This is a genomic window from Candidatus Agathobaculum pullicola, assembly GCF_052117205.1.
Taxonomy (GTDB): Bacteria; Bacillota; Clostridia; order Oscillospirales; family Butyricicoccaceae; genus Agathobaculum; species Agathobaculum pullicola.
On the sequence record NZ_JBQKJP010000032.1, the window covers coordinates 1 to 18797 of the forward strand.

Genomic DNA, 18797 nt, shown 5'->3' on the forward strand with positions numbered 1-18797 from the left:
TGGAGAAGCACCAGTTATGCCTCACTGCATAAAAAGCGGCCAGCAACCTACAGGCTGCCGGCCGGGAAAACTTTATACTTTTTCACTGTCCTCTTGACGGGTAGCGGTTCACGGTAAAGGCTCTGGGGGCGGTCGCCCCGATTCTTCCTGGACTTGTGGTTCAGGTAGTTCGGGGTGAAGGTCTTTCGGGTCAGCACATCCCCGCAATGACGCTCATTGCGAAGAACCTGAACAATGGAATTGGAGGTCCATTTGATATTTCCCAGGTAGGTCTTACGGCCCAGCTCGGTAAGCGCCGCCGCGATGTCGCTGGTGGAGTAGCCGTACAGATACATGTAGAAGATGAGCTTCACCGTAGGCGCTTCCTCCGGGTTGACCACCAGGTTTCCATCCCCGTCGTGAGAATAGCCCAGCAGCTTGGGCGTCAAAGGCAAGCCGCCGTCCAGCCGCATCCGCAGGGAGGTTTCCATGCTCCGGCTGCGGATATGGGACTCCTCCTGCGCCATGGTGGCCTGAAAGGAAAGCGCCATCTGGGAATCATCCTTAAGGGAAAAGATACATTCGCTCTCGAAAAACACGCCCACCGGGCTGGGCAGTTCCGCCAGCATCCGGACCATGCTGATGCAGTCCACCACATTCCGGGCAAAACGGGACACGCTTTTGGTGATGATCATGTCGATTTTACCGCTGCGGCAGTCAGTCATCATGGCATTAAACTCGTCCCGATGGACGAGGGAAGTCCCACTAATGCCCTCATCGGCATAGATTTTAACCAGCGTCCAATTGGGGTGATGCAGGACGAAATCCTCATAGTATTTCTTCTGCAGCTCATAGGAGGATGTCTGCTGGACATTGTCCGTGGAAACACGGGCATACACGGCGACTCGTTGCGGAATATCGTTGTCGTAGTAGTCGATAGGCTTCTTGGCAGGGATGAATTCGTAGTTCTCCGGGTCAACCTTTGTGTTGATCCGGCGGCGGACCCGTTCCTTTCGTTCTGCAAGCCGATTGCGGGTGGCCTTGTCAATCATGCAGCATTTCCCTCCCAGGCTGGTGATCGGGGAGGATCGTCCAATCAGGACCGGGCAGAAAATACGGATCATGGAGATCCTCCCGGTAGTAGGAAGCCATTGTGTAGATATCCTCCGAAACAAAGTAAATGCCCACCGGCTTTGGCAGCGCCGCAAGAAGCCGGGCACAGAAAGAGAGCTCCGATAGTTTCTTGGAAATATTGCTTGCCTTCTGGGTGATCACCAGATCTACCTTGCCCTCATAGCAATCTTGCAGGAGTCTCGCCCATTCTGGAGCGTTTTCCATGTTCGGTGCGGTGCTTCCCTCATCCACATAGAAACCGACAAATTCCCAGTTCGGACAAAGAGCCAGCGTGTCCAAAAACTGCTTTTTGTGGGCGGAGAGATAATCCTCATAGCGGGTTTGGTTGAAGTAGCGAATGTATACCGCCACCCGGTGATGGTTTTTCGGAAGCGGGCGCTCCCGCCGAATGCCTTTTAACCAGGCACGATGCTCTGCCAAAAGCGCATTCTTTTCCGCCTCTCCTTCCAGCAGAAAATCAAAGGACGGCATGATCTCCTGCTCCATTGCTTCGCCCTTTATTGCCAGCTCTTCCATATGTGCTCCCCCTGCGAATGTTCTTACGGGCTATTATAGCGGCCACAGACTATAAATAAAATCGACCAGAGGTCAACAACTTGACTCCTGGTCGATGAACGAGAAAAAAAGATTCAGATTACAATGACTTCCGGCGAGCTGCAAACCCATTTCTACCCCAAGACGAGCCCCATTGAGTCTTCTGCACCATATATGTACGATGAAGATAGTGAGATCGCAGTATTTTGCCACTCGGCTTTATCCTATCCAGGATGTACTGCCATCCGTGCTACTCCTGAAAACGAAATGTGCATTGACATTATGTGATATAACACATATAATGAACATAGAGAGAAGGCGGTGGGTATGGAAAACTTCTCGGCAAAATACTACGAAACGACAGACGGTACTTAACCAGCTTAAAATTGCATTCTAATAGACTATTCGAAGTGGAAGGAATGGTTATCGGCATGGACAATAGCATTGAAAAAAAGCGAATTGAGGGCGAAGAAGATCTCATTTCAACGATTAAAGTGGCAACTGCGGCTCTCCCTCTTATCTTCACAATTGCAGAAAAACTATCTAAGCAACATGGATTTATCCACGATAGCGTACCTGCTCGTTTCGGGGACAAAACTGGACGATTAGTTTGGGATTACATATTATACAATGAGATTACATTTGATAGTGAGGACGGAAAAATAATTAGCCTTTTCACATCTCTTTCTGATGCAGAAACGAAGAAGCGCTGGGATGTTTTAGTCGACAAGTATGGGTTATAACATTAGACAGACATTATCGAGCGGACTACCAGCAGAGGAAGGAGGATTGACCTATGGGCAAGAATTTTCGTGAAACTCTGAATGAACAGCTCCGAGATCCCGCATTCAAAGCCGAGTGGGATGCCCTCGAACCGGAGCGTCAGATCATGAGAGCGATTCTGGAAGGGCGCGATGAACAGTCGCTGACGCAAAAGCAGCTGGCGGAAGTGACTGGTATCGCCCAGGCAGACATCAGCCGTTTCGAAAACGGAACCGGCAATCCGTCTCTCCGCACCCTGAAAAGACTGGCGGATGGCCTGGGGATGCGTCTCAAAGTGGAGTTCGTCCCCAAAAAACCAACTGCATAAGAAAAGCGGCGGGCCTTTGGAACACTCCTCGGCTCGCCGCTTTAATCGTTGTCTTCTCTTCTGGTCATGGTGGATTTCACTTCCCGGACGATTTTCAGGATGGAATCCAGTTCCTTGGGGGAGCAATCGGCCAACAGCTCGTCAAACTCACTTTGGTAGAGGCTCCGCACCTCCGGCACATCGGGCCGAAGCAGGGAGTCCGCTGACACCTGAAGCGCCTCGATGATCCGGATGAAGGACTCCAGTTTCATATTGGTCTTTCCCGTTTCAATAGCGCTGACATGAGGCAGGGAGATATTGGCCTTGGCTGCAAGATCTGCCTGGCTCATCCGCCGGCCGACTCGCGCCTCCCGAATGCGGGAGCCAATCAGCTGACGCTCGTTCAAACCATGTTCCTCCATCGGCTCCCCCCCTTTTTGAAATATATTCTCCAGTTAATCTATTTCTAAGAGTATATCAACTTGGGGTGAAATTGATATAAGGCAAAGGCGATGATATAAGCCAGACACTATAATAAGGCTACAATTTTTTTGGAGGTCTTATTATGAGTCTTGACTACAAAGCCATTGGCAAACACATCCGCGAAGCCCGTCGCCGCAACCATCTCTCCCAGGCAATGCTCGCCGAGGCGGTGGACAAAACCCCCTCTTACATCAGTTACATAGAGAGCGGCCTCAAAAGTATGAGCCTGGACACCTTTGTTCTCATCGCCAATGCCCTCGGCGTATCGCCGGAAAGGTTGTTGATGGAGCAGATCACCGACACGGAACGGTGCGCCAGTGAGGAGATCACCTTGCTCCTCTCAGATTGCACCATCTGTGAGGCTCTCATTCTGCTGGACATGATGAAAGCCTTAAAGACAGCTCTGCGAGAACACCGGGAGAAGTGCATCGATTCGGATGCTTCCGATTTTACATTCCTGCTCTGAGAAAACAATCGACCGGAAGTCATGTGCTTTGACTGCCGGTCGATTTTTGCCTGTAAAAGTGTATATGTTTTTGGGAAAGTGAATATGTTTTCGAAAAGTCCAGGATATGGGCCTCCAAAGTTGGTATAATGGAGGGCGAAAGGTGGGATAGTCCATGATCTACTACACGGGCGATATCCACGGGAACCCTCGTGAGATCGTACAGTTCTGTGACCGGCACAAGCTGACCGAGCAGGACACCCTCGTCCTTCTGGGGGATGTGGGGGCCAATTATTTCCTGAACGGGCGGGATGCCGAGATGAAGCAGCTTTTGACACAGGTGAAACCCACGCTCCTGTGCATCCACGGCAATCATGAGGTTCGCCCATCTACCCTGCCATCCTACCAGACCAAGGAATGGAACGGCGGAACGGTCTGGGTGGAGGAGACCTACCCCCGCCTGCTGTTCGCTGCTGATGGGGAGATATTTCATCTGGAGGGTCTTTGCCATCTGGTAATCGGCGGGGCTTACAGCGTGGACAAGTTTTACCGGCTGGACAGAGGATATGGCTGGTGGCCGGACGAGCAGCCTTCTCAGGAGATCAAGGAGAAGGTCATCCGGACGCTGGATGCCTGCGGCTGGCAGGTGGATACCGTTCTCTCCCACACCTGCCCCTATCGGTATGAGCCGCGGGAAGCATTCCTCCCCATGATCGACCAGAGCACCGTGGATGCCTCTACCGAGGAGTGGCTGGAGGAGATCGAGAGGAAGCTGCAATACAATCACTGGTTCTGCGGCCACTGGCATATCAACAAGCGCATCGACCGGATGCACTTCCTCTTCCACAGTGTGGAGGCGGCGCCGCAGCTCCTGTCGGGAGATAGCATACGATGACAGAGGAAGAAAAAACGGAACGGGAGGCTTGCTTTGCCGCAATCCGTGAAACCGTCCAGAGGCTCTCCCGCCTGATGGATACCGCATACCAGCAATACAGTCAATTGGTGGAACAGGTGGTGAAGGACAGGATCACCGGGGAGCAGGAGATCGAGCGGATCATGGACGGCCTTATGGACTTCGGGGATGACCAGAGATTCCTTGCTCTGTACAAGGCCCTTTGCCGCCATGTCTATGACAAACATCCTACTCTTGTGAGAGAACACATTGCTCTCTTCCGAACCCAATTTGAGGAGAGAGCGGACGAGGAAACGCAACAAGCACAAGGAGGTGAACGCCATGAAGGCACCGGAGATTAAGCACTATATCAGCTGGCTGGGCCGGGTGGGATACCGAAACATCGACTGCTCTTTCTCCTACGACGAGGCATCCTATGGGGCCATCGACCGGATCTTCCGGCTGCTCTACCGGCTGGAACCTGACCCGGAGCACAACAGCTGGGAGCTTTGGCTTCGTGCCGAGCGGGGAACCATCGAGGACTTCGGCAGTTTTGAGGATCTACGGGAGGATGGGCAGGTGGAGAGCTACGAGGAATTTGAAGCCTGGTGGCGTTCCGAGTTCCCGGAGGAGGTGGAGTGGTTCCACTTTTCCGCCGGTGAAGATCAGAAGATCGGATACCGGGCGGTATTCCTGAGCCATAACCATGTGCTGGAGGTGGACTGCCGCAAAGAGAGATCTTTCCCCCATGACATCTCCCCATTTACCTCCTGGCTGGAGGAAGCCGTGCGGGACGCCGTGCAGGCGGTGGAGGATGGCAGCTATCCGAAGCTGGTGGAGCGGAATCTGCCCGTCTGGCATCGGACGGGAACCGTCCTGCGCCGGGATCTGTGGAAGGTCTTTCCCGAATGGAAAGAGAAGTTCTTCCAGAATATCTCCCGGCAGGAGGTGGATGAGTTTCTTGCCTCGGCGGCAGGCTATCCCCTGGAAGCAAACAGAAGACTCCCGTCCATGACCGCAAACGACTTCTATCATGCCTGCGCTCTGGGCTACCGGGCCATGGGATATGCCGGAACGGAGAAACCGGACAAGGAGCAGTACCTTCTCCACGCGGATGGGCGGGACGAGGGCCTGTCCAAATTGGACGGGAATTCCCCCGATGCCTTTGATCGCTGGCTGAAAGAGCGGCCACGCATCGGCCACCCCTGGGAGGTATGCCGGGGCGGCAACAGCACCCACATCGACTGCATCGTGTGCCGGGATGAGCATGGTTACTATCTGGCGGTGGCCGGTCTTGCGGAGACCCGGACGGTGGAGGCCATCCACTTCTTCCTCGCACTCCATCGGGCAGACATTCCCGTATGTATCCGCAATGCTGAGGAATTGAAGGCCCGCCTGACCGGAGAGGAGCCCATCGGCATCGTGCCGGAAGGAGTTCTTCCCGCCTACTGCCACGCCTGGTTCCCAGGCGAGCGTATCGTCGATTTTATGAATCTGCCCCTTGAGCGCCGGGACGAACTTGCAAACTACTGCCGGTGGCAGCCAATCCCGGTTCCCCGGTTGAAGAAGGACGGTGAATCCCCATGATTTTCTTTACCTCTGACCTGCATCTCGGTCACGAGAACTGCATCCGGCTTTGCAACCGGCCCTTCTCCAGCATTGAGGAGATGGACGAAACCCTCATCGAAAACTGGAACCGCAAGGTCACAGGGAAGGATACCGTCTATATCCTCGGCGACCTCATCTACCGGAGCAAAAAGCCGCCGGAGGAATACCTGCGGCGGCTGCGGGGAAAGAAGCATCTCATCCTTGAGAATCACGACCGGGGATGGGTCCAGAATTGTCAGACGGAGCGATTCTTTGAAAGCGTGAGCAATCTGCTGTATATCACGGACGGAAAGCGGCAGTACACCCTCTGCCACTACCCCATGATGTCCTGGCCGCATATCATGCGGTGCTACATGGTCTTTGGTCACATCCACGGAAATACCGATGCGGACTACTGGCCGCTCATTCAGGCAAACGAGCGGATGCTGAATGCCGGGGTGGATGTCAATCGCTTCGAGCCGGTCACCTTCGAGGAGATGGAAGCCAACAATCTCCTGCATAAAGGCCAGCAGAAAGCGGAACCGGAGGTGCAGCCGTGAAAAGAAGAAAGGGATTTTATGAGGCGGAACCTCTGGCCAGTTCCATCGCTCGTCGAGACTGGCAGCACACGCTGGAGCGAGCCGAGGAAAGCGGCCTGCCACTCCAATCCCGAAAGGGGAACACAGGACTGCTGTTTCCGGCAAGAATCCTTGCCCCCGTTTGGGAGGAAGGACTGCGGCATATCATTCTGGCGGCGATTCGGTACAGTATGGGACGGCACACCTATATGCCCAGCATCGCTGTGGATTTCACCTGCCGGAATCTGAGCTGCCTGGACGAGAGCACCCGTTCCGCCGCTGCGGCGGAGATTCAATATCATCTGAACCGATATGGAGAACAGGAGCCATATCCCCGGCTGTGGAACAGTCTCAGCCGACTGCTCATATCTGAAGAAATCGGACAAGAGGACAGGAGGAAGGAAACAATGCCGATTTTACAATCACTGGAAAGCATGGAGCGCATCTCACGTCAGGCGCTGGCAGCTGATCTGGATTCCGTGTTGGAACGGGTAAGCCGTGAAAACATCGGGCTGGTGATCACCGATGAAGGGAAGGATGATCTTGTCCTCTGTCCGGCCTCCTGGTTCGATTTCGACTATGTGGATGACTTTGGCTGTGTCATCAACTGTGCCCTCCGCTATGCCATGCGAACGGAAGATGAGGAGAGCGAAGCGGTCGTCCGATATGCCCGATGTCACTACCGCCTGTTCGATGAAAAGACGCTGTCGGTGGCCGTGGCCGATCTGGAGCGGGAACTGGAAGAACCGATGGAGCCTCTCAAGAAGCCGCAGGTCTGGAAAGAACTTCTGGAGTTGTTTCAGCAGCGGCTTGCTGAGCTCCGGCAGGAAGATTCAAATGGAGATGAAAAATCCAATGGATGAGAAGAAGTACGAAATTGTGGAGATTCAAGTGGATGCGGATGTGTTGGAAGAACTGAAAACAGTGATAGCACCACTTGGTCTGACACCGGAAATGCTGATCGTGCGTTTCTTTGAATTCTGCACCGATCCTGCCACGCAGGAAGAGGCCGTTTCGCTGCTTCTGAAATGGAAAGCTGAGTTGGAAGCGGAGAGCTACGAACCCCGAGGTGATTTCTGATGCTGTCCAAGAAAACCTTCTGCGAAGCCCTGCGGAAGATCCAAGCCCAGAGGAAAAGAGACGCACAATTCAGTGAGGCGCTCAATCTGGTGGGCGATGGTCATTTCGTTTTTGAGGGCGGGCCGCAGCTTCTTTCCGCCTTACTGAATGTGTTGGAGGAAGCGGTCAACGACAAGTACGACTACATCAGCTGGTGGATTTACGATGCCGCTCCGGACTATGAGGTCTGGACCGAAGACGAAAAAACCAAATGGTGTCTGAAGGAGCCGGAAGCCCTATATGATTTCATCCGGGATGAATGTCAGGGCTAAGCGGCATCTCCTTCTCATATCGGAACCTTGGTGCTGAGAAATGAAACATTACCATAATGAAGATTATATGTTGCAGTTATCCCCTGAAGACAAGGAAAGATTTGAGCAGATTTTTCTTGCTCTTTGTATCCGAGAATCCCAGGAAAAAAGCCGTGGGGGAAGTATACCAATCAATTATTACAGGCTGAGTAATGAACACCTCTTTCCCGATATGCCGCAGGATGAAGATGCCCTTGAGGGAGAAGAAGGGCTGACGCGATTCACCGATGGCTGTCAGAAGCTGAAGAAGTATGAATAGGCGGATATCTTTTTTGGTCTTACACTAAAATCCCCCTTCGGCAGAAAATCCGCCAAGTCCCAGCCGAAAAAAAGAAAAAATAAGCGGCGCTGACCCGCAAAGCCTTGCAAATAAAGGGTTTTCGCAAACATCTTTATTGGTCTTACACTCCATTAAAAAGCACTGATTTCGAGAGAAATCAGTGCTTTTATTTGTCGAGAAACCCGGTTCATTTGTCAAGCATGAACCGGGTTTTTCGACAGACTGAGCCGGGATACATCAATTTATGATGCATCCCGGCTCTTTCTCTTTCCTTTGACACGAAATGCTGTCAATATTTCGTCCGAGCACCTTCATGCGCTCATGAAGGCATTGCAAAGGCAATTACTGCACCTTTGCGCCACTCAGCTGCTTCTTGGACTCATAACCGAACAGGGTAACCAGAACAAAACCAGCCACAGCAGCCACACCACAAGTGATGAGAAGCTCTTGGAAACCCGGCCCCATATAAATCGGAAGCGTCAAAACCGACTGCATCGCAAAAGATCTTGCAGCGCCGCCCGTTGCGCCAATGATTGCACCGCCAATGCCGCCCACAATGCTGGTGAACAGCAGTGTTTTACGATACGGAACCAACACGCCGAACAGCGCAGGGGAAGTCTCGCCGCAGATTGCGGAAATTGCTGCGCCAAAAGCCAGAACCTTCAGTTTCTTATCCTTCGCACGCAGCCATGTGGCCAGCGATACACCCATTACGGCGAATGCAGCCGGTGCGACCAACGACAAAATGGTGTCCGATCCGGTGGTTGCAATGTTGTTGATTGCAATCGGGATCAGGCCCCAGTGCAAGCCCAGCGATACCATGGGCTGAATCAGCGCGCCCAGAATGATGCCGGCCACAACAGGGCTGATCTGATACAGCAGATTGTATCCCGAAGCAATACCGTTGGAAATAGTGGAACCAATGGGGCCCAGAATAAACAGGGTCAGCGGAACCAAAATCACCAGCGAAAACAGCGGCCCCAGAATCCCTTCCAGCAGTTCCGGAAGCACTTTCTTCTCCAGTTTTTCTAAGTAGATTAAGCAGAAAATAGCAAGAAGCATCGGGATGATGCTGGAAGAATAGGTGACATTCGGCACCTTCCAACCCAAAAAGGTTAATCCATCGCCTGCAATCGCCGCCACAATGGTAGGATGCACGGTGAATAATGCTACAGTAACCGAGGCGAAAATATTGACATTGAACTTTCGGCTCGCGGAAAAAGCCAAGAACACAGGCAGATAGTAGAAAAACGCATCTGCAATATTATATAGCACGATGTAAGTACCGCCCTCTGCCGAAAGCACCCCCATCGAGCTCAGCATGGCCAAAATACCCTTTAACAGACCGACAGTGGTCATCAGGGGTAACAGCGGAGAAAAAATATCGCAAATAATGTTCAGCACTTTCTCCAGCAGGTTATTCTTTTTTTCCTGAGTCGTGGTTTCCGGTGTTGCTGCAAGATTTTCCATTCTGCTGTCCTCCTTTTACGCTTTATCCAAGCCACATTCGGCCACTGCCTTTTTGCAGTAATCCAGACATTCCTGCACATCCTGCGGCAGCAGACGCCCATCTTTCACGCAGCGCTGTGCTTCTTCTTCCACCAGTTTCATGTAATGCTCTGCCGAGCCATAAAGCTCAACCGCCTTCTCCTTGCTGTACGGCTCTACATATCCGAAAAGGCTTGCGCCAAAGGCATTTTCCGGTGCGGAAGGCTCACAGACAGGGTGGTACACGGCAAGCGGATACACGATCATCGGCAAGCGCCAGCCACCCACGGCATTGCCGGTGGCGTCCGTCCAGTTTTTCAGATCCGGATCTGCTTCAATGCGCGGCAAAACCATCGGGGCGACGCCTTCGCGCACCCAGCGATACAGGGAGTCCAGCGCGCTGTGGAACACCAGATGATACGGGAAATCGTTCGGGTGATTTTCCACGCCGGGATATTGGAAGGAAATGCCGCATTTCTCCAAATCCGCATCATCCCGGTAACAATCCAGCAGAGAACCTTGCGAGTCATGGGTCGCGCCGGCGATATCATAGACGCGATATTGAAAGTCCGGCTTGTCGCTGTTGCGTCCGCGCAGCGCATAGTTGCCCCAAAGCTGATTCTCGCTTTCGGTATGCACATCGACAAACGGTTCTGTGATTTTTTCCAGCTTCTCGGTGAGCGCTTCACCAGTGGGGCCATAGGACTGGTTCAGATCCGGCATCAGGCTTACCGCGCTGCCGCAAGAGAAATAACCGTCAAAATAGCTGTTTTCCTTTTCCTTGCTATAGGCGAAGGTCTTCAAAAACCGGTTCATATATCCGCCCGACTGCGACCAGCCCGCGAGATACTGATAATATTTCCCGTAACCCTGCAGCAGCTCATTATCCGGCACTCTTAGGTAATCCGCCAGATCCATCAGCATATCCCAGAACAGGCCGTCCTCTGTATCAGCAGAAGAGGCGCCTGCCAAATTCCCCAAGAACTTGACTTCCGCACCATCCGGGCTCTGATCGGTAAAGTCCCATGTGAGTTCTCCGTAGCGCTCATTATTGAATTGTTTTAACGCCTTGAGCACGTTGGGCTTGCTGGTGATGCCAATATAGATATCGCGGTGACCCATCATATAATCCTGCGTTAAATACCACACGCGGTCCACATCAAAATTGCTCGTGGAATTGAGGATTTCCACCACAACATTGCCGCTGAAACCTGCCGGGTCAACCGGTCGCCGTACCACCATACGATTCACATACGGAACATCTGCATATTTGATTGCAGCTTTCCCGTCTTCCCAGTGATAGACATTCGCCGTTCCATAGAGGAAATACTCTTTTTCCTCATAGCCGTTTTCACGAAATTGGGGGTTCTTTGTGGCCGCTTCAAACGTATAAGAATGTTCCGAAACAGGGATCTCTCTTATTTTATTGATCATAACATTTCCTCCCAATCAAATATTCGCTTGTTTTTCATGCTCACCGCAAAAGCAGTTCTACCGCCCGATTCCAGTCTTTCAGCTTGTGCTGTCTTTCTTCCTCCGGCATTTTCGGCGTATAACGAACCTTTTGCCTCTGTGCAAACAGTTTTTCTTTCTCATATAAGCCCACACTGATGCCAGCCAGATAGGCTGCTCCCAACGCTGACAACTCCTCCACATCCGAGATTGCTACCGTCAGCTGGGAGATATCGCTTTGCCTCTGCATCAAATATCCGTTTTGCGTAGGGCCGCCATCCGCGCCCAGCTCTTGGATTGTCAACCCGCTGTCTTTGTTCATGGCATCCAGTACCGCTTGGATTTGCAGCACAATGCTGTCTAGAGCCGCACGGATGATCTCGTTTCTTCCGGTCGTGCGCGTCATGCCATAAAGCATCCCTTTGGCTTCGTCATTCCAATAAGGGGCAGATAAGCCGGAAAACGCCGGCACCAGCACGGTACGGTCCTGCGGATTGGCCGCTTTTGCCGCCGCCTCCGTCTCCCCCGGGGATTGGATCAGCTGCAAATCATCCTTCAGCCATGTGATGACCGCGCCTGTATAATTGATGTTGCCTTCCAGCACGTAGTTTACCTTGCCATCTATGCCCCAAGCCAGAGAAGTGGCCAAACCATGCCGGCTGGCGATACAGTTTTCGCCCGTATTCATCATAATGGACGAGCCGGTGCCATACGTGGTTTTTATCATACCACAGCTGTGACACCCTTGTCCAAACAGGGCTGCATGGGAGTCGCCCATCGCGCTGTGAATCGGCACCTTGTTTGGCAGCAAGCCATCCAAATCGGTCATACCGAACAGACTGTTGCTGTCGCAAACCGTTGGCAGACATTCGACGGGAATGTCAAAAATCCGGCAGATTTCCTCGCTCCACTGCAAGGTATGCAAGTCGAACAGCTGGGTTCTGGACGCATTGGAATAATCGGTTTTCCACTGTTCTCCGTTCGTGAGCCGGTAAATCAACCAGCTGTCTATCGTGCCCAAGCAAATCTCCGCCGTGTCCGGCAGATCTTCGGTGTTTTGCAGCAGCCACGCCATTTTTGCTGCCGGAAAGTACGGGGACAGCGGCAGTCCCGTCTTTTTCTCGATTTGTTCGCCATACGCTTTTTTCTGATGCGCAATCTCCTTGGCTCTGGCGCATTGCCACACAACGGCAAGGTTTAAGGGCTGCCCCTGCCGATTCCAAATCGCAGTCGTTTCCCTTTGGTTACTGATGCCTACGGCGCAGATATCCTCTTTGCAGATACCGGTTCGCTCCACCACATCTTTGGCGGAGGCAATCACACTTTGATAGATTTCCTCCAGATCATGCGAGACCCATCCCTGCGAATTGATAATTTGCCGGTGAGGGCGGTCTGCCCGCCCCACCATACGACCGTTTTCGTCCGTCAGGATGGCTTTGGTCCCCTGCGTGCTCTGATCAATGCCCAGTATGTAGCCCATGGATCATTCCTCCGCAAGCGCTTTTTTTACCGTGCACGCAATGCCTTCTGCATCCATACCGTAATAATGGAATACCTCTTTATTGGTGCCCGGAACCAAATGGGCATCCGGCAAAGCAATCTGACAGACCTTGGTCGGATGCTTGGCGGCGGTCACCTGAGATACCAGGCTGCCCAGTCCGCCAAACACGGAGTGCTCTTCGATGGTTACCAGCAATTTGGATGCCTTGGCGCACTGAAGCACCGTCTTTTCATCCAGCGGCTTTAAGCAGTACATATCCACAACGCCGGCATGAATGCCTTCTGCTTTCAGGATTTCCGCCGCCTTCACCGCATAAGGCACCATCTCGCCGCAGGCAATCAGCGTCACATCTGCACCACCGGAAATAACATTTGCTTTGTCCAGCTCAAACGCCATGGTTTCATCATACACATCCTCGGTCGCAGAGCGGCTCACCCGCACATAAGCCGGTTTTTCATCCTGCAGCAGCGCTTTCATCAGCTTCGCTGTCTGGAACCGGTCGCTGGGCAGATACACCCGCATATCCGGCAGCGCGCACATCGCCGCGATATCCTGACAGGAGTGGTGGCTCATACCCAGAGCGCCGTAGCTTACGCCTCCGCTGACACCCACCAAGGTGACATTGGTGTTGCTATAGGCCACATCAATTTTTGCCTGCTCATAGCTTCTGGTGGACAAAAAGCAGGCCGGAGAAACCGCAAAGGCTTTTTTGCCGCATGCTGCAAGGCCGGCCGAAACCGAAACCAGATTCTGTTCCGCAATGCCCAGCTCCACAAACTGTTCCGGAAATTCCTTGGCAAACGGTGTCATGGATGCAGAACCCCGGGAATCTGTGCAAAGCACCACGATATCCTTGTCTGTTTTGGCCGCCTCCAGCAACGTTTCGCAAATGGCCTGCCTGTTGGTTATGTTATTCACCTTGCAGCACCTCCTCTATTTCCTTCACTGCCTGCTGATATTGCTCCTCCGTCATCACGCCGTGATGCCAGGAAATCTGGTTTTCCATGAAGGACACGCCCTTGCCTTTCACGGTGTTCGCAATGATAGCGGTAGGCTTTCCTTTGTATGTGGCAGCCTGCTCGTATGCAGCCTGTAACTGGCCGCAGTTGTTGCCGTCCTGCACCACAATAACATGCCATCCAAAATCCCGGAACTTATCCGCGAGGCTTGCGCTATTCATCACTTGTTCGGTTGTGCCGCTGATTTGCAGACGGTTGAGATCCACCGTGGCGCAGAGATTATCCAGATGATAATGACCGGCAGCCATCATGCCTTCGTAATTGGAGCCTTCCGCCATTTCGCCATCCCCCAGCACCACATAAGTGCGGTAAGCGCGCTGATCCATTTTTGCTGCGAGCGCCATGCCTACGCCAACCGACAATCCATGTCCCAGCGAGCCGGAGTTCATTTCCACTCCGGGCACCTCCATGTTGGGATGCCCGATATAACGGCTTTGATATTGACTGAACGTTTTGATTGCTTCTTCCTTATTGAAAAAGCCCTTTTCTCCCAGAACACAGTACAGTGCATCCGCACAGTGCCCTTTGCTCAGAAGGAACCGGTCCCGGTCAGGGTCCTTTGCCTGCTGTGGAGATACGTTCATCACACCAAAATACAGGGTGGTCAAAATATCAACGACGCTCAAATCGCCACCCACATGGCCTGCGCGGGAGAGATGCACCATTTCGATGATATCCCTGCGCATTTCATAAGACTTTCTTGTCAGTGCGTCCATCTTGTCTCCTCCGTTTTCGCGATTAGTAAATGGTGAAGCCGCCGTCAACTACCAGATCTTCACCGGTTATCATGTTGGATTCCTTGCAGGAGAGGAACAGGACCGCCGCCGCAATTTCATCGGTTTCCGCAAAGCGATGCGCCGGAATCTTCTCGATCATATCGGTTTTCACCTTGCCCTGCCATGCCTTTTCACCCATGTAAGTATTGACTACGGTCGGCGCCACGCCATTGACATTGATGCCGTATTCCGCCCATTCCAACGCGCAAACCTTGATCATTCCAACCAGAGCAGCCTTGCTCATCGTGTAGCCCACGTGCTTGTTGATGGCGATGAAATCCGCCTGCGAGGTGATGCAGACGATCTTTCCGCCCTTGCCTTGCTTGATCATCTGATTGGCAACACCCTGACATACGCGGAACACGCCAACCGCATTGATGGCGATATGCTTTTCAATCGTGCTGATCTCAATATCCGTAGCGCGGTACAGATCGACAAATCCCGGCATTGCGGCCAGAATATTGACCTCACCAAAAGCCTCGACCACCTTTGCCATCATCGCATCTACGCTTTCCTGCTGCGTGACATCGCACTTAACGCCGATGGTCTTCACCTCAAACTCCTTGGCGATGACTTCCGCGACTTCCGGGCAGTTTTCCTTGCAGTCCACAATGGCAACATTTGCACCCTTCTTTGCGTACATCCGTGCAGTGGCCTCACCGATGCCGCCGGCACCGCCTACAACAATTGCATTTTTTCCGGTAAGATCAAAATCGCCTGTTACTTTCTCGTACTGAATCATTTCATTTCCCTCCTGAACATTTAGCTTATTCGTTTCTGTAATTCAGATTTTATAACTAAATATTTATATTGTAAACCCTAAATATTCAACATTCTTTTCGCCTGTTTTTTATGCACTCTTCACAATCCATCTCCATCTTTAGTAAATTTAATCTCCATTTTATACGATTATTCAAGCATTTTTACATCTTTTCAAGTTTTTGGTAGTGCTAATCTCGCAAAAACTGTTTACTAAATATTTTTCATCCGTTTATTTTTTTCTTGACGAATTATGGAATTTTATTTATACTGAAATAAAACAATGTACACATTTTTATATTTGGGAGTACCACCTATGACGAACAAAGAAATTGCCCGCAAATTAGGAATATCACCTGCCGCTCTTTCCCTGATTATCAATCACAAACCCGGCGTATCGGATAGCACGCGCGAAAGGGTATTGACACAACTGGAAGAAATGGGCTGCGGCGCACTGGTCAAGAAAACCCCCTCCTCCCCAAGTAATAATCTGTGTTTTATTATCTATAAACGCCACGGCGAAATTCTGGATCTGCACCCTTTTTTTCTCCTGTTGATGGAAAGCATCGAAAATCATGCCCGCTCCTGCGGCTACAGCATTTTGCTATATACCATTGACAAACGGCATCCGATGGAACCGCAAATCGAACATCTCAGCAGTTTGGATTGCCAAGGCGCCATTCTTTTTGCGACCGAAATGCAGGATGAAGATATGGCAGTTTTTCAGAGTCTTCGTATCCCTGTTGTCGGTATGGATAACGACTTCACCAGACTGTCCTGCAACACCATCGCTATCAACAATCAGATGGGGGCATTTCAAGCGGTTGAATATCTGACCAAGCTGGGACATACCCGTATCGGTTACTTACGGGGCCATATCCGCATCAGCAGCTTTATGGAGCGCCAATCTGGATATGAAAGCGCGCTGGCCTATTTCGGTTTGGGTTTTCAGGATTCTGATATCATCACGCTGCATTACACAGAGGAGAGCAGCTACCGAGATATGAAGTATTATTTGGAACATTCGCGTTCCTCCCCGCTGCCTACTGCGTTTGTTTCAGATGATGATACCATTGCGGTAGGGGCATTGCGCGCCCTGACCGAGCAAGGGTACCGCGTTCCGGAAGATATCTCCATTATTGGTTTCAACGACCGCCCTACGTGCGAAGTCACCGTGCCGCCATTGACATCCATCAACGTCTCCAAATCTGCACTGGCCAAAGAATCTGTGGATGAACTGCTCCGGCTCATACAAAGTCAGCCGCAGAACAACGCTGAACCTCGCTCTCGGAAAATCCGCATCGGAACCAAGCTGGTGATACGCCAGTCTGTCAGCTGCATTCAGCAAACACCGGTGCATACACTGTAAAATATTCTTTCTAACGCTGTGAGTGCATCGATAAAAAACGGTGTGGTTTCATCAACCACACCGTTTTTCCGTTCAAATTATAGTTACAAAGCCAAACAATATCTCATCTCGCTTCACCGTCTATCCATGGAAATTTTTTTGAACAACCCACCGCAGCCGTCTTCTATATCCCTCCATGTGGCCTCAAAGTCCCGGGTGTACCAAGGATCCGCAACTTCCCTGCCGGGATACTCTGTATAATCCATCAACAGGTGCATCTTCTCCTCAGAGTCGCCCTTGCAAATGCGCTGCATATTGCGAATGTTCGCCCGATCCATACCGATCAGCAGATCATATTGTTCGTAGTCACTGCTTTGCATCTGTCGGGCTGCATGCCCCTCACACGAAATTCCATGCTCCGCCAACTTGCGTTTAGCCGGCGGATATACGGGGTTGCCCAACTCCTCACGGCTGGTTGCTGCGGAGTCAATTACGAATTCATCCTGCAAACCGGCTTTTTCCACGAGGTCTTTCATCACATATGCAGCCATCGGGCTTCTGCAGATATTGCCGTGGCAAACGAATAAGATTTTTGTCATTGCTTATATATCCCTTCAAAAACCTCCAAGCCTTGATGTTTCATGGCTTTTGGCGCTTTTCTCATTTTTGCTGTCATGCCGGAAACCTACGCAGATTTCCGTAACTCTACGCAGATTTCCGGGCAAATGGTGTAGTAATTGGTGTAGTGGCTGTGATTGCTTCAACCTGATTTTCTCTGCGGTTCCGGTGCGGCAAACCCTCTAAAATCAATGATCTTTGCCATCTGCTCGGCGGCGCGGTCATAGCTCGCGTGCGTGTAAACATTCAGCGTGACGCCCACATCGGAATGCCCCATGACATACTGCAAGGTCTTGATGTCCATACCAGCATTCGCCATGTTCGTGCAGAAGGTGTGCCGGAACACATGAGGCGTGATGTGCGGCAGCGGCCTGTCCGGGTGCAGTTTTTGATACTTCTTCATTGCCCAGCGCATTTCATTCTCGATGTGCAGGGCAACCTTCGGACTGTCGTTCTTGTCCAGCAGAAGAAAACCGCTGTACCCGTCGATGATCGTCTCCGTTTTCACGCGCTTGCGAAGGGAGAGAATGTTTTGCAGACTCCGGTAAACCTCGTCTGTCATGGGAATGTAGCGGCAGCCGCACTCGGTTTTGGTTTTCTCCACATAATACTTGCCGCCGCGCTCCCGGACGAGCTGGTGATCTACCCGGATTTTCCGCCCGGCAAAGTCCAAGTCAGCCTTGGTCAGCCCGCAGAACTCGCTGACGCGCATTCCGGTTCCCAGCAGCACCACAAACTCGTCATAATACTTGCAGTAGGTCTTGTCCGTTCGGACGAAATCCATCCAAAGCTTCTGCTGTTCCTCCGTCATGGCAATGCGCTTCTGTGAGTCATTGGAAACCACATCGATTAGCTTGAAGTCAAAGGGATTCCGACGGATCACATCCTCGTTGTACGCCATCTGGAAAGCCGGTTTGACAACGCCCCGTACGCTGGTAAGGGTACTGTATCCCTTGCCATCCTCATGCAGCTTCATGATCCATTTCTGCGCGTCCGAAACCTTGATGTCCCGGATGGAACGATAGCCGAAATCTTCCTTCTTCACCAGATTCAGCACGAAGTTATAGCCGACTTTGGTATTGTAACGTACGCCTTGCTTGATGCTGATGTAGCGTTCCAGCAGTTGAATGACGTTGATTTTGCCAGCCGCATAATCAATGCCATCGTCGAGCTGCTTCTGGATTTCCTTTTCTTTTTCCCGCAGTTCTTTCAGGTCGGAGGAATACACTGTCTGCCGTTTGCCACGAATGTCTGTGTACCGATATTGATAAATCAGGTCTTTTCTCTGGCTCTCTCCTGTCCGCAGGATGCGTCCCTTGTTGTCTTTTCTCTTTTCGGACATTGTCAAACTCCTTTCCGTGATGGAAAGAGCCTTGATATGACACACTTATTGTATCATATCAAGGCTCCGATTTACACCACAAA

General features: G+C 51.8%; 23 protein-coding genes. 12 read left to right on the forward strand and 11 right to left on the reverse strand.

Features of this window, described 5'->3' with window-relative positions:
- Window positions 1-47: 47 nt before the first annotated feature.
- Window positions 48-1031: a recombinase family protein gene (locus tag ACTQ3V_RS10915; RefSeq protein WP_441467534.1), complete on the reverse strand. Its 984-nt coding sequence runs from the start codon at window positions 1029-1031 to the stop codon at window positions 48-50.
- Window positions 1024-1629 carry a recombinase family protein gene (locus tag ACTQ3V_RS10920; protein ID WP_087233742.1) on the reverse strand — a complete coding sequence of 202 codons (606 nt, stop codon included), beginning with the start codon at window positions 1627-1629 and terminating at the stop codon, window positions 1024-1026. The genes ACTQ3V_RS10915 and ACTQ3V_RS10920 overlap by 8 nt, the downstream gene beginning before the upstream one ends.
- 449 nt (window positions 1630-2078) lie before the next feature.
- Between ACTQ3V_RS10920 and ACTQ3V_RS10925 the strand changes: the two genes are divergently transcribed.
- Both ACTQ3V_RS10925 and ACTQ3V_RS10930 read left to right on the forward strand, forming a co-directional pair.
- Complete coding sequence (locus ACTQ3V_RS10925) at window positions 2079-2390, forward strand: hypothetical protein (protein WP_308541976.1); 312 nt, start codon at window positions 2079-2081, stop codon at window positions 2388-2390.
- Window positions 2391-2443: 53 nt separating this feature from the next.
- Entirely contained in the window at window positions 2444-2737 is a 294-nt protein-coding gene (locus ACTQ3V_RS10930) for a helix-turn-helix domain-containing protein (protein WP_087233748.1), read from the forward strand.
- Between the two features lie 41 nt (window positions 2738-2778).
- Here the strand turns inward: ACTQ3V_RS10930 and ACTQ3V_RS10935 are convergent, their stop codons facing one another.
- Window positions 2779-3138, reverse strand: coding sequence for a helix-turn-helix domain-containing protein (locus tag ACTQ3V_RS10935; protein WP_087233751.1), 360 nt, complete (start codon window positions 3136-3138; stop codon window positions 2779-2781).
- Window positions 3139-3281: 143 nt separating this feature from the next.
- Here ACTQ3V_RS10935 and ACTQ3V_RS10940 point away from each other — a divergent pair, with 143 nt between their 5' ends.
- The 9 genes from ACTQ3V_RS10940 to ACTQ3V_RS10980 all read left to right on the forward strand — a co-directional run bounded on the left by ACTQ3V_RS10940 (window position 3282) and on the right by ACTQ3V_RS10980 (window position 8390).
- Window positions 3282-3665: a helix-turn-helix domain-containing protein gene (locus tag ACTQ3V_RS10940; protein ID WP_087233754.1), complete on the forward strand. Its 384-nt coding sequence runs from the start codon at window positions 3282-3284 to the stop codon at window positions 3663-3665.
- Window positions 3666-3819: 154 nt separating this feature from the next.
- Window positions 3820-4539 (forward strand): metallophosphoesterase, encoded by a 720-nt coding sequence (locus ACTQ3V_RS10945; protein WP_087233757.1) that lies wholly within the window; start codon window positions 3820-3822, stop codon window positions 4537-4539.
- Window positions 4536-4898: a hypothetical protein gene (locus ACTQ3V_RS10950; protein ID WP_087233760.1), complete on the forward strand. Its 363-nt coding sequence runs from the start codon at window positions 4536-4538 to the stop codon at window positions 4896-4898. Before ACTQ3V_RS10945 ends, ACTQ3V_RS10950 begins: the two co-directional genes overlap by 4 nt.
- Entirely contained in the window at window positions 4879-6123 is a 1245-nt protein-coding gene (locus ACTQ3V_RS10955) for a hypothetical protein (RefSeq protein ID WP_087233762.1), read from the forward strand. Before ACTQ3V_RS10950 ends, ACTQ3V_RS10955 begins: the two co-directional genes overlap by 20 nt.
- Window positions 6120-6683 (forward strand): metallophosphoesterase, encoded by a 564-nt coding sequence (locus tag ACTQ3V_RS10960; protein WP_087233765.1) that lies wholly within the window; start codon window positions 6120-6122, stop codon window positions 6681-6683. The genes ACTQ3V_RS10955 and ACTQ3V_RS10960 overlap by 4 nt, the downstream gene beginning before the upstream one ends.
- Window positions 6680-7564, forward strand: a complete 885-nt coding sequence (locus tag ACTQ3V_RS10965; protein WP_441467535.1) for a hypothetical protein — start codon at window positions 6680-6682, stop codon at window positions 7562-7564. Before ACTQ3V_RS10960 ends, ACTQ3V_RS10965 begins: the two co-directional genes overlap by 4 nt.
- Window positions 7539-7781: a hypothetical protein gene (locus ACTQ3V_RS10970; protein WP_087233772.1), complete on the forward strand. Its 243-nt coding sequence runs from the start codon at window positions 7539-7541 to the stop codon at window positions 7779-7781. Before ACTQ3V_RS10965 ends, ACTQ3V_RS10970 begins: the two co-directional genes overlap by 26 nt.
- Window positions 7781-8092 (forward strand): hypothetical protein, encoded by a 312-nt coding sequence (locus tag ACTQ3V_RS10975; protein ID WP_087233774.1) that lies wholly within the window; start codon window positions 7781-7783, stop codon window positions 8090-8092. The genes ACTQ3V_RS10970 and ACTQ3V_RS10975 overlap by 1 nt, the downstream gene beginning before the upstream one ends.
- A 40-nt stretch (window positions 8093-8132) precedes the next feature.
- Complete coding sequence (locus ACTQ3V_RS10980; protein ID WP_140400355.1) at window positions 8133-8390, forward strand: hypothetical protein; 258 nt, start codon at window positions 8133-8135, stop codon at window positions 8388-8390.
- 363 nt (window positions 8391-8753) lie between these two features.
- Here ACTQ3V_RS10980 and ACTQ3V_RS10985 read toward each other — a convergent pair whose 3' ends face one another.
- The 6 genes from ACTQ3V_RS10985 to ACTQ3V_RS11010 are packed head-to-tail and all read right to left on the reverse strand — an operon-like array spanning window position 8754 to window position 15389.
- Window positions 8754-9881, reverse strand: coding sequence for a PTS transporter subunit EIIC (locus ACTQ3V_RS10985; protein ID WP_441467536.1), 1128 nt, complete (start codon window positions 9879-9881; stop codon window positions 8754-8756).
- A 15-nt stretch (window positions 9882-9896) separates the two neighbouring features.
- Window positions 9897-11333 carry an alpha/beta hydrolase domain-containing protein gene (locus ACTQ3V_RS10990; protein WP_441467537.1) on the reverse strand — a complete coding sequence of 479 codons (1437 nt, stop codon included), beginning with the start codon at window positions 11331-11333 and terminating at the stop codon, window positions 9897-9899.
- A 40-nt stretch (window positions 11334-11373) separates the two neighbouring features.
- Window positions 11374-12831, reverse strand: a complete 1458-nt coding sequence (locus ACTQ3V_RS10995) for an FGGY-family carbohydrate kinase (RefSeq protein WP_441467538.1) — start codon at window positions 12829-12831, stop codon at window positions 11374-11376.
- Between the two features lie 3 nt (window positions 12832-12834).
- Window positions 12835-13770: a transketolase family protein gene (locus ACTQ3V_RS11000; RefSeq protein ID WP_441467539.1), complete on the reverse strand. Its 936-nt coding sequence runs from the start codon at window positions 13768-13770 to the stop codon at window positions 12835-12837.
- Entirely contained in the window at window positions 13763-14587 is an 825-nt protein-coding gene (locus ACTQ3V_RS11005) for a transketolase (RefSeq protein ID WP_441467540.1), read from the reverse strand. Before ACTQ3V_RS11005 ends, ACTQ3V_RS11000 begins: the two co-directional genes overlap by 8 nt.
- 22 nt (window positions 14588-14609) lie before the next feature.
- Window positions 14610-15389: an SDR family oxidoreductase gene (locus ACTQ3V_RS11010; protein ID WP_441467541.1), complete on the reverse strand. Its 780-nt coding sequence runs from the start codon at window positions 15387-15389 to the stop codon at window positions 14610-14612.
- Between the two features lie 333 nt (window positions 15390-15722).
- On the opposite strand from ACTQ3V_RS11010, the gene ACTQ3V_RS11015 reads away from it, so the two are divergent.
- Window positions 15723-16775, forward strand: coding sequence for a LacI family DNA-binding transcriptional regulator (locus ACTQ3V_RS11015; RefSeq protein ID WP_441467542.1), 1053 nt, complete (start codon window positions 15723-15725; stop codon window positions 16773-16775).
- Window positions 16776-16888: 113 nt separating this feature from the next.
- Here the strand turns inward: ACTQ3V_RS11015 and ACTQ3V_RS11020 are convergent, their stop codons facing one another.
- Both ACTQ3V_RS11020 and ACTQ3V_RS11025 read right to left on the reverse strand, forming a co-directional pair.
- The gene (locus ACTQ3V_RS11020) at window positions 16889-17353 is read right to left on the reverse strand and encodes a low molecular weight protein-tyrosine-phosphatase (protein WP_441467543.1); all 465 of its coding nucleotides are present in this window, start codon (window positions 17351-17353) and stop codon (window positions 16889-16891) included.
- A gap of 161 nt (window positions 17354-17514) precedes the next feature.
- On the reverse strand, window positions 17515-18714 hold the full coding sequence (locus ACTQ3V_RS11025) for a site-specific integrase (protein ID WP_418554408.1): 1200 nt from the start codon (window positions 18712-18714) through the stop codon (window positions 17515-17517).
- Window positions 18715-18797 lie beyond the last annotated feature (83 nt).

Excerpts from the sequence above, each read along its gene's own strand:
- ACTQ3V_RS10915 (WP_441467534.1), bottom strand. The coding sequence starts at position 1,031 with ATGATTGACAAGGCCACCCGCAATCGGCTTGCAGAACGAAAGGAACGG.
- ACTQ3V_RS10920 (WP_087233742.1), bottom strand. The coding sequence starts at position 1,629 with ATGGAAGAGCTGGCAATAAAGGGCGAAGCAATGGAGCAGGAGATCATG.
- ACTQ3V_RS10925 (WP_308541976.1), top strand. The coding sequence starts at position 2,079 with ATGGACAATAGCATTGAAAAAAAGCGAATTGAGGGCGAAGAAGATCTC.
- ACTQ3V_RS10930 (WP_087233748.1), top strand. The coding sequence starts at position 2,444 with ATGGGCAAGAATTTTCGTGAAACTCTGAATGAACAGCTCCGAGATCCC.
- ACTQ3V_RS10935 (WP_087233751.1), bottom strand. The coding sequence starts at position 3,138 with ATGGAGGAACATGGTTTGAACGAGCGTCAGCTGATTGGCTCCCGCATT.
- ACTQ3V_RS10940 (WP_087233754.1), top strand. The coding sequence starts at position 3,282 with ATGAGTCTTGACTACAAAGCCATTGGCAAACACATCCGCGAAGCCCGT.
- ACTQ3V_RS10945 (WP_087233757.1), top strand. The coding sequence starts at position 3,820 with ATGATCTACTACACGGGCGATATCCACGGGAACCCTCGTGAGATCGTA.
- ACTQ3V_RS10950 (WP_087233760.1), top strand. The coding sequence starts at position 4,536 with ATGACAGAGGAAGAAAAAACGGAACGGGAGGCTTGCTTTGCCGCAATC.
- ACTQ3V_RS10955 (WP_087233762.1), top strand. The coding sequence starts at position 4,879 with ATGAAGGCACCGGAGATTAAGCACTATATCAGCTGGCTGGGCCGGGTG.
- ACTQ3V_RS10960 (WP_087233765.1), top strand. The coding sequence starts at position 6,120 with ATGATTTTCTTTACCTCTGACCTGCATCTCGGTCACGAGAACTGCATC.
- ACTQ3V_RS10970 (WP_087233772.1), top strand. The coding sequence starts at position 7,539 with ATGGAGATGAAAAATCCAATGGATGAGAAGAAGTACGAAATTGTGGAG.
- ACTQ3V_RS10975 (WP_087233774.1), top strand. The coding sequence starts at position 7,781 with ATGCTGTCCAAGAAAACCTTCTGCGAAGCCCTGCGGAAGATCCAAGCC.
- ACTQ3V_RS10980 (WP_140400355.1), top strand. The coding sequence starts at position 8,133 with ATGAAACATTACCATAATGAAGATTATATGTTGCAGTTATCCCCTGAA.
- ACTQ3V_RS10985 (WP_441467536.1), bottom strand. The coding sequence starts at position 9,881 with ATGGAAAATCTTGCAGCAACACCGGAAACCACGACTCAGGAAAAAAAG.
- ACTQ3V_RS10990 (WP_441467537.1), bottom strand. The coding sequence starts at position 11,333 with ATGATCAATAAAATAAGAGAGATCCCTGTTTCGGAACATTCTTATACG.
- ACTQ3V_RS10995 (WP_441467538.1), bottom strand. The coding sequence starts at position 12,831 with ATGGGCTACATACTGGGCATTGATCAGAGCACGCAGGGGACCAAAGCC.
- ACTQ3V_RS11005 (WP_441467540.1), bottom strand. The coding sequence starts at position 14,587 with ATGGACGCACTGACAAGAAAGTCTTATGAAATGCGCAGGGATATCATC.
- ACTQ3V_RS11010 (WP_441467541.1), bottom strand. The coding sequence starts at position 15,389 with ATGATTCAGTACGAGAAAGTAACAGGCGATTTTGATCTTACCGGAAAA.
- ACTQ3V_RS11015 (WP_441467542.1), top strand. The coding sequence starts at position 15,723 with ATGACGAACAAAGAAATTGCCCGCAAATTAGGAATATCACCTGCCGCT.
- ACTQ3V_RS11020 (WP_441467543.1), bottom strand. The coding sequence starts at position 17,353 with ATGACAAAAATCTTATTCGTTTGCCACGGCAATATCTGCAGAAGCCCG.
- ACTQ3V_RS11025 (WP_418554408.1), bottom strand. The coding sequence starts at position 18,714 with ATGTCCGAAAAGAGAAAAGACAACAAGGGACGCATCCTGCGGACAGGA.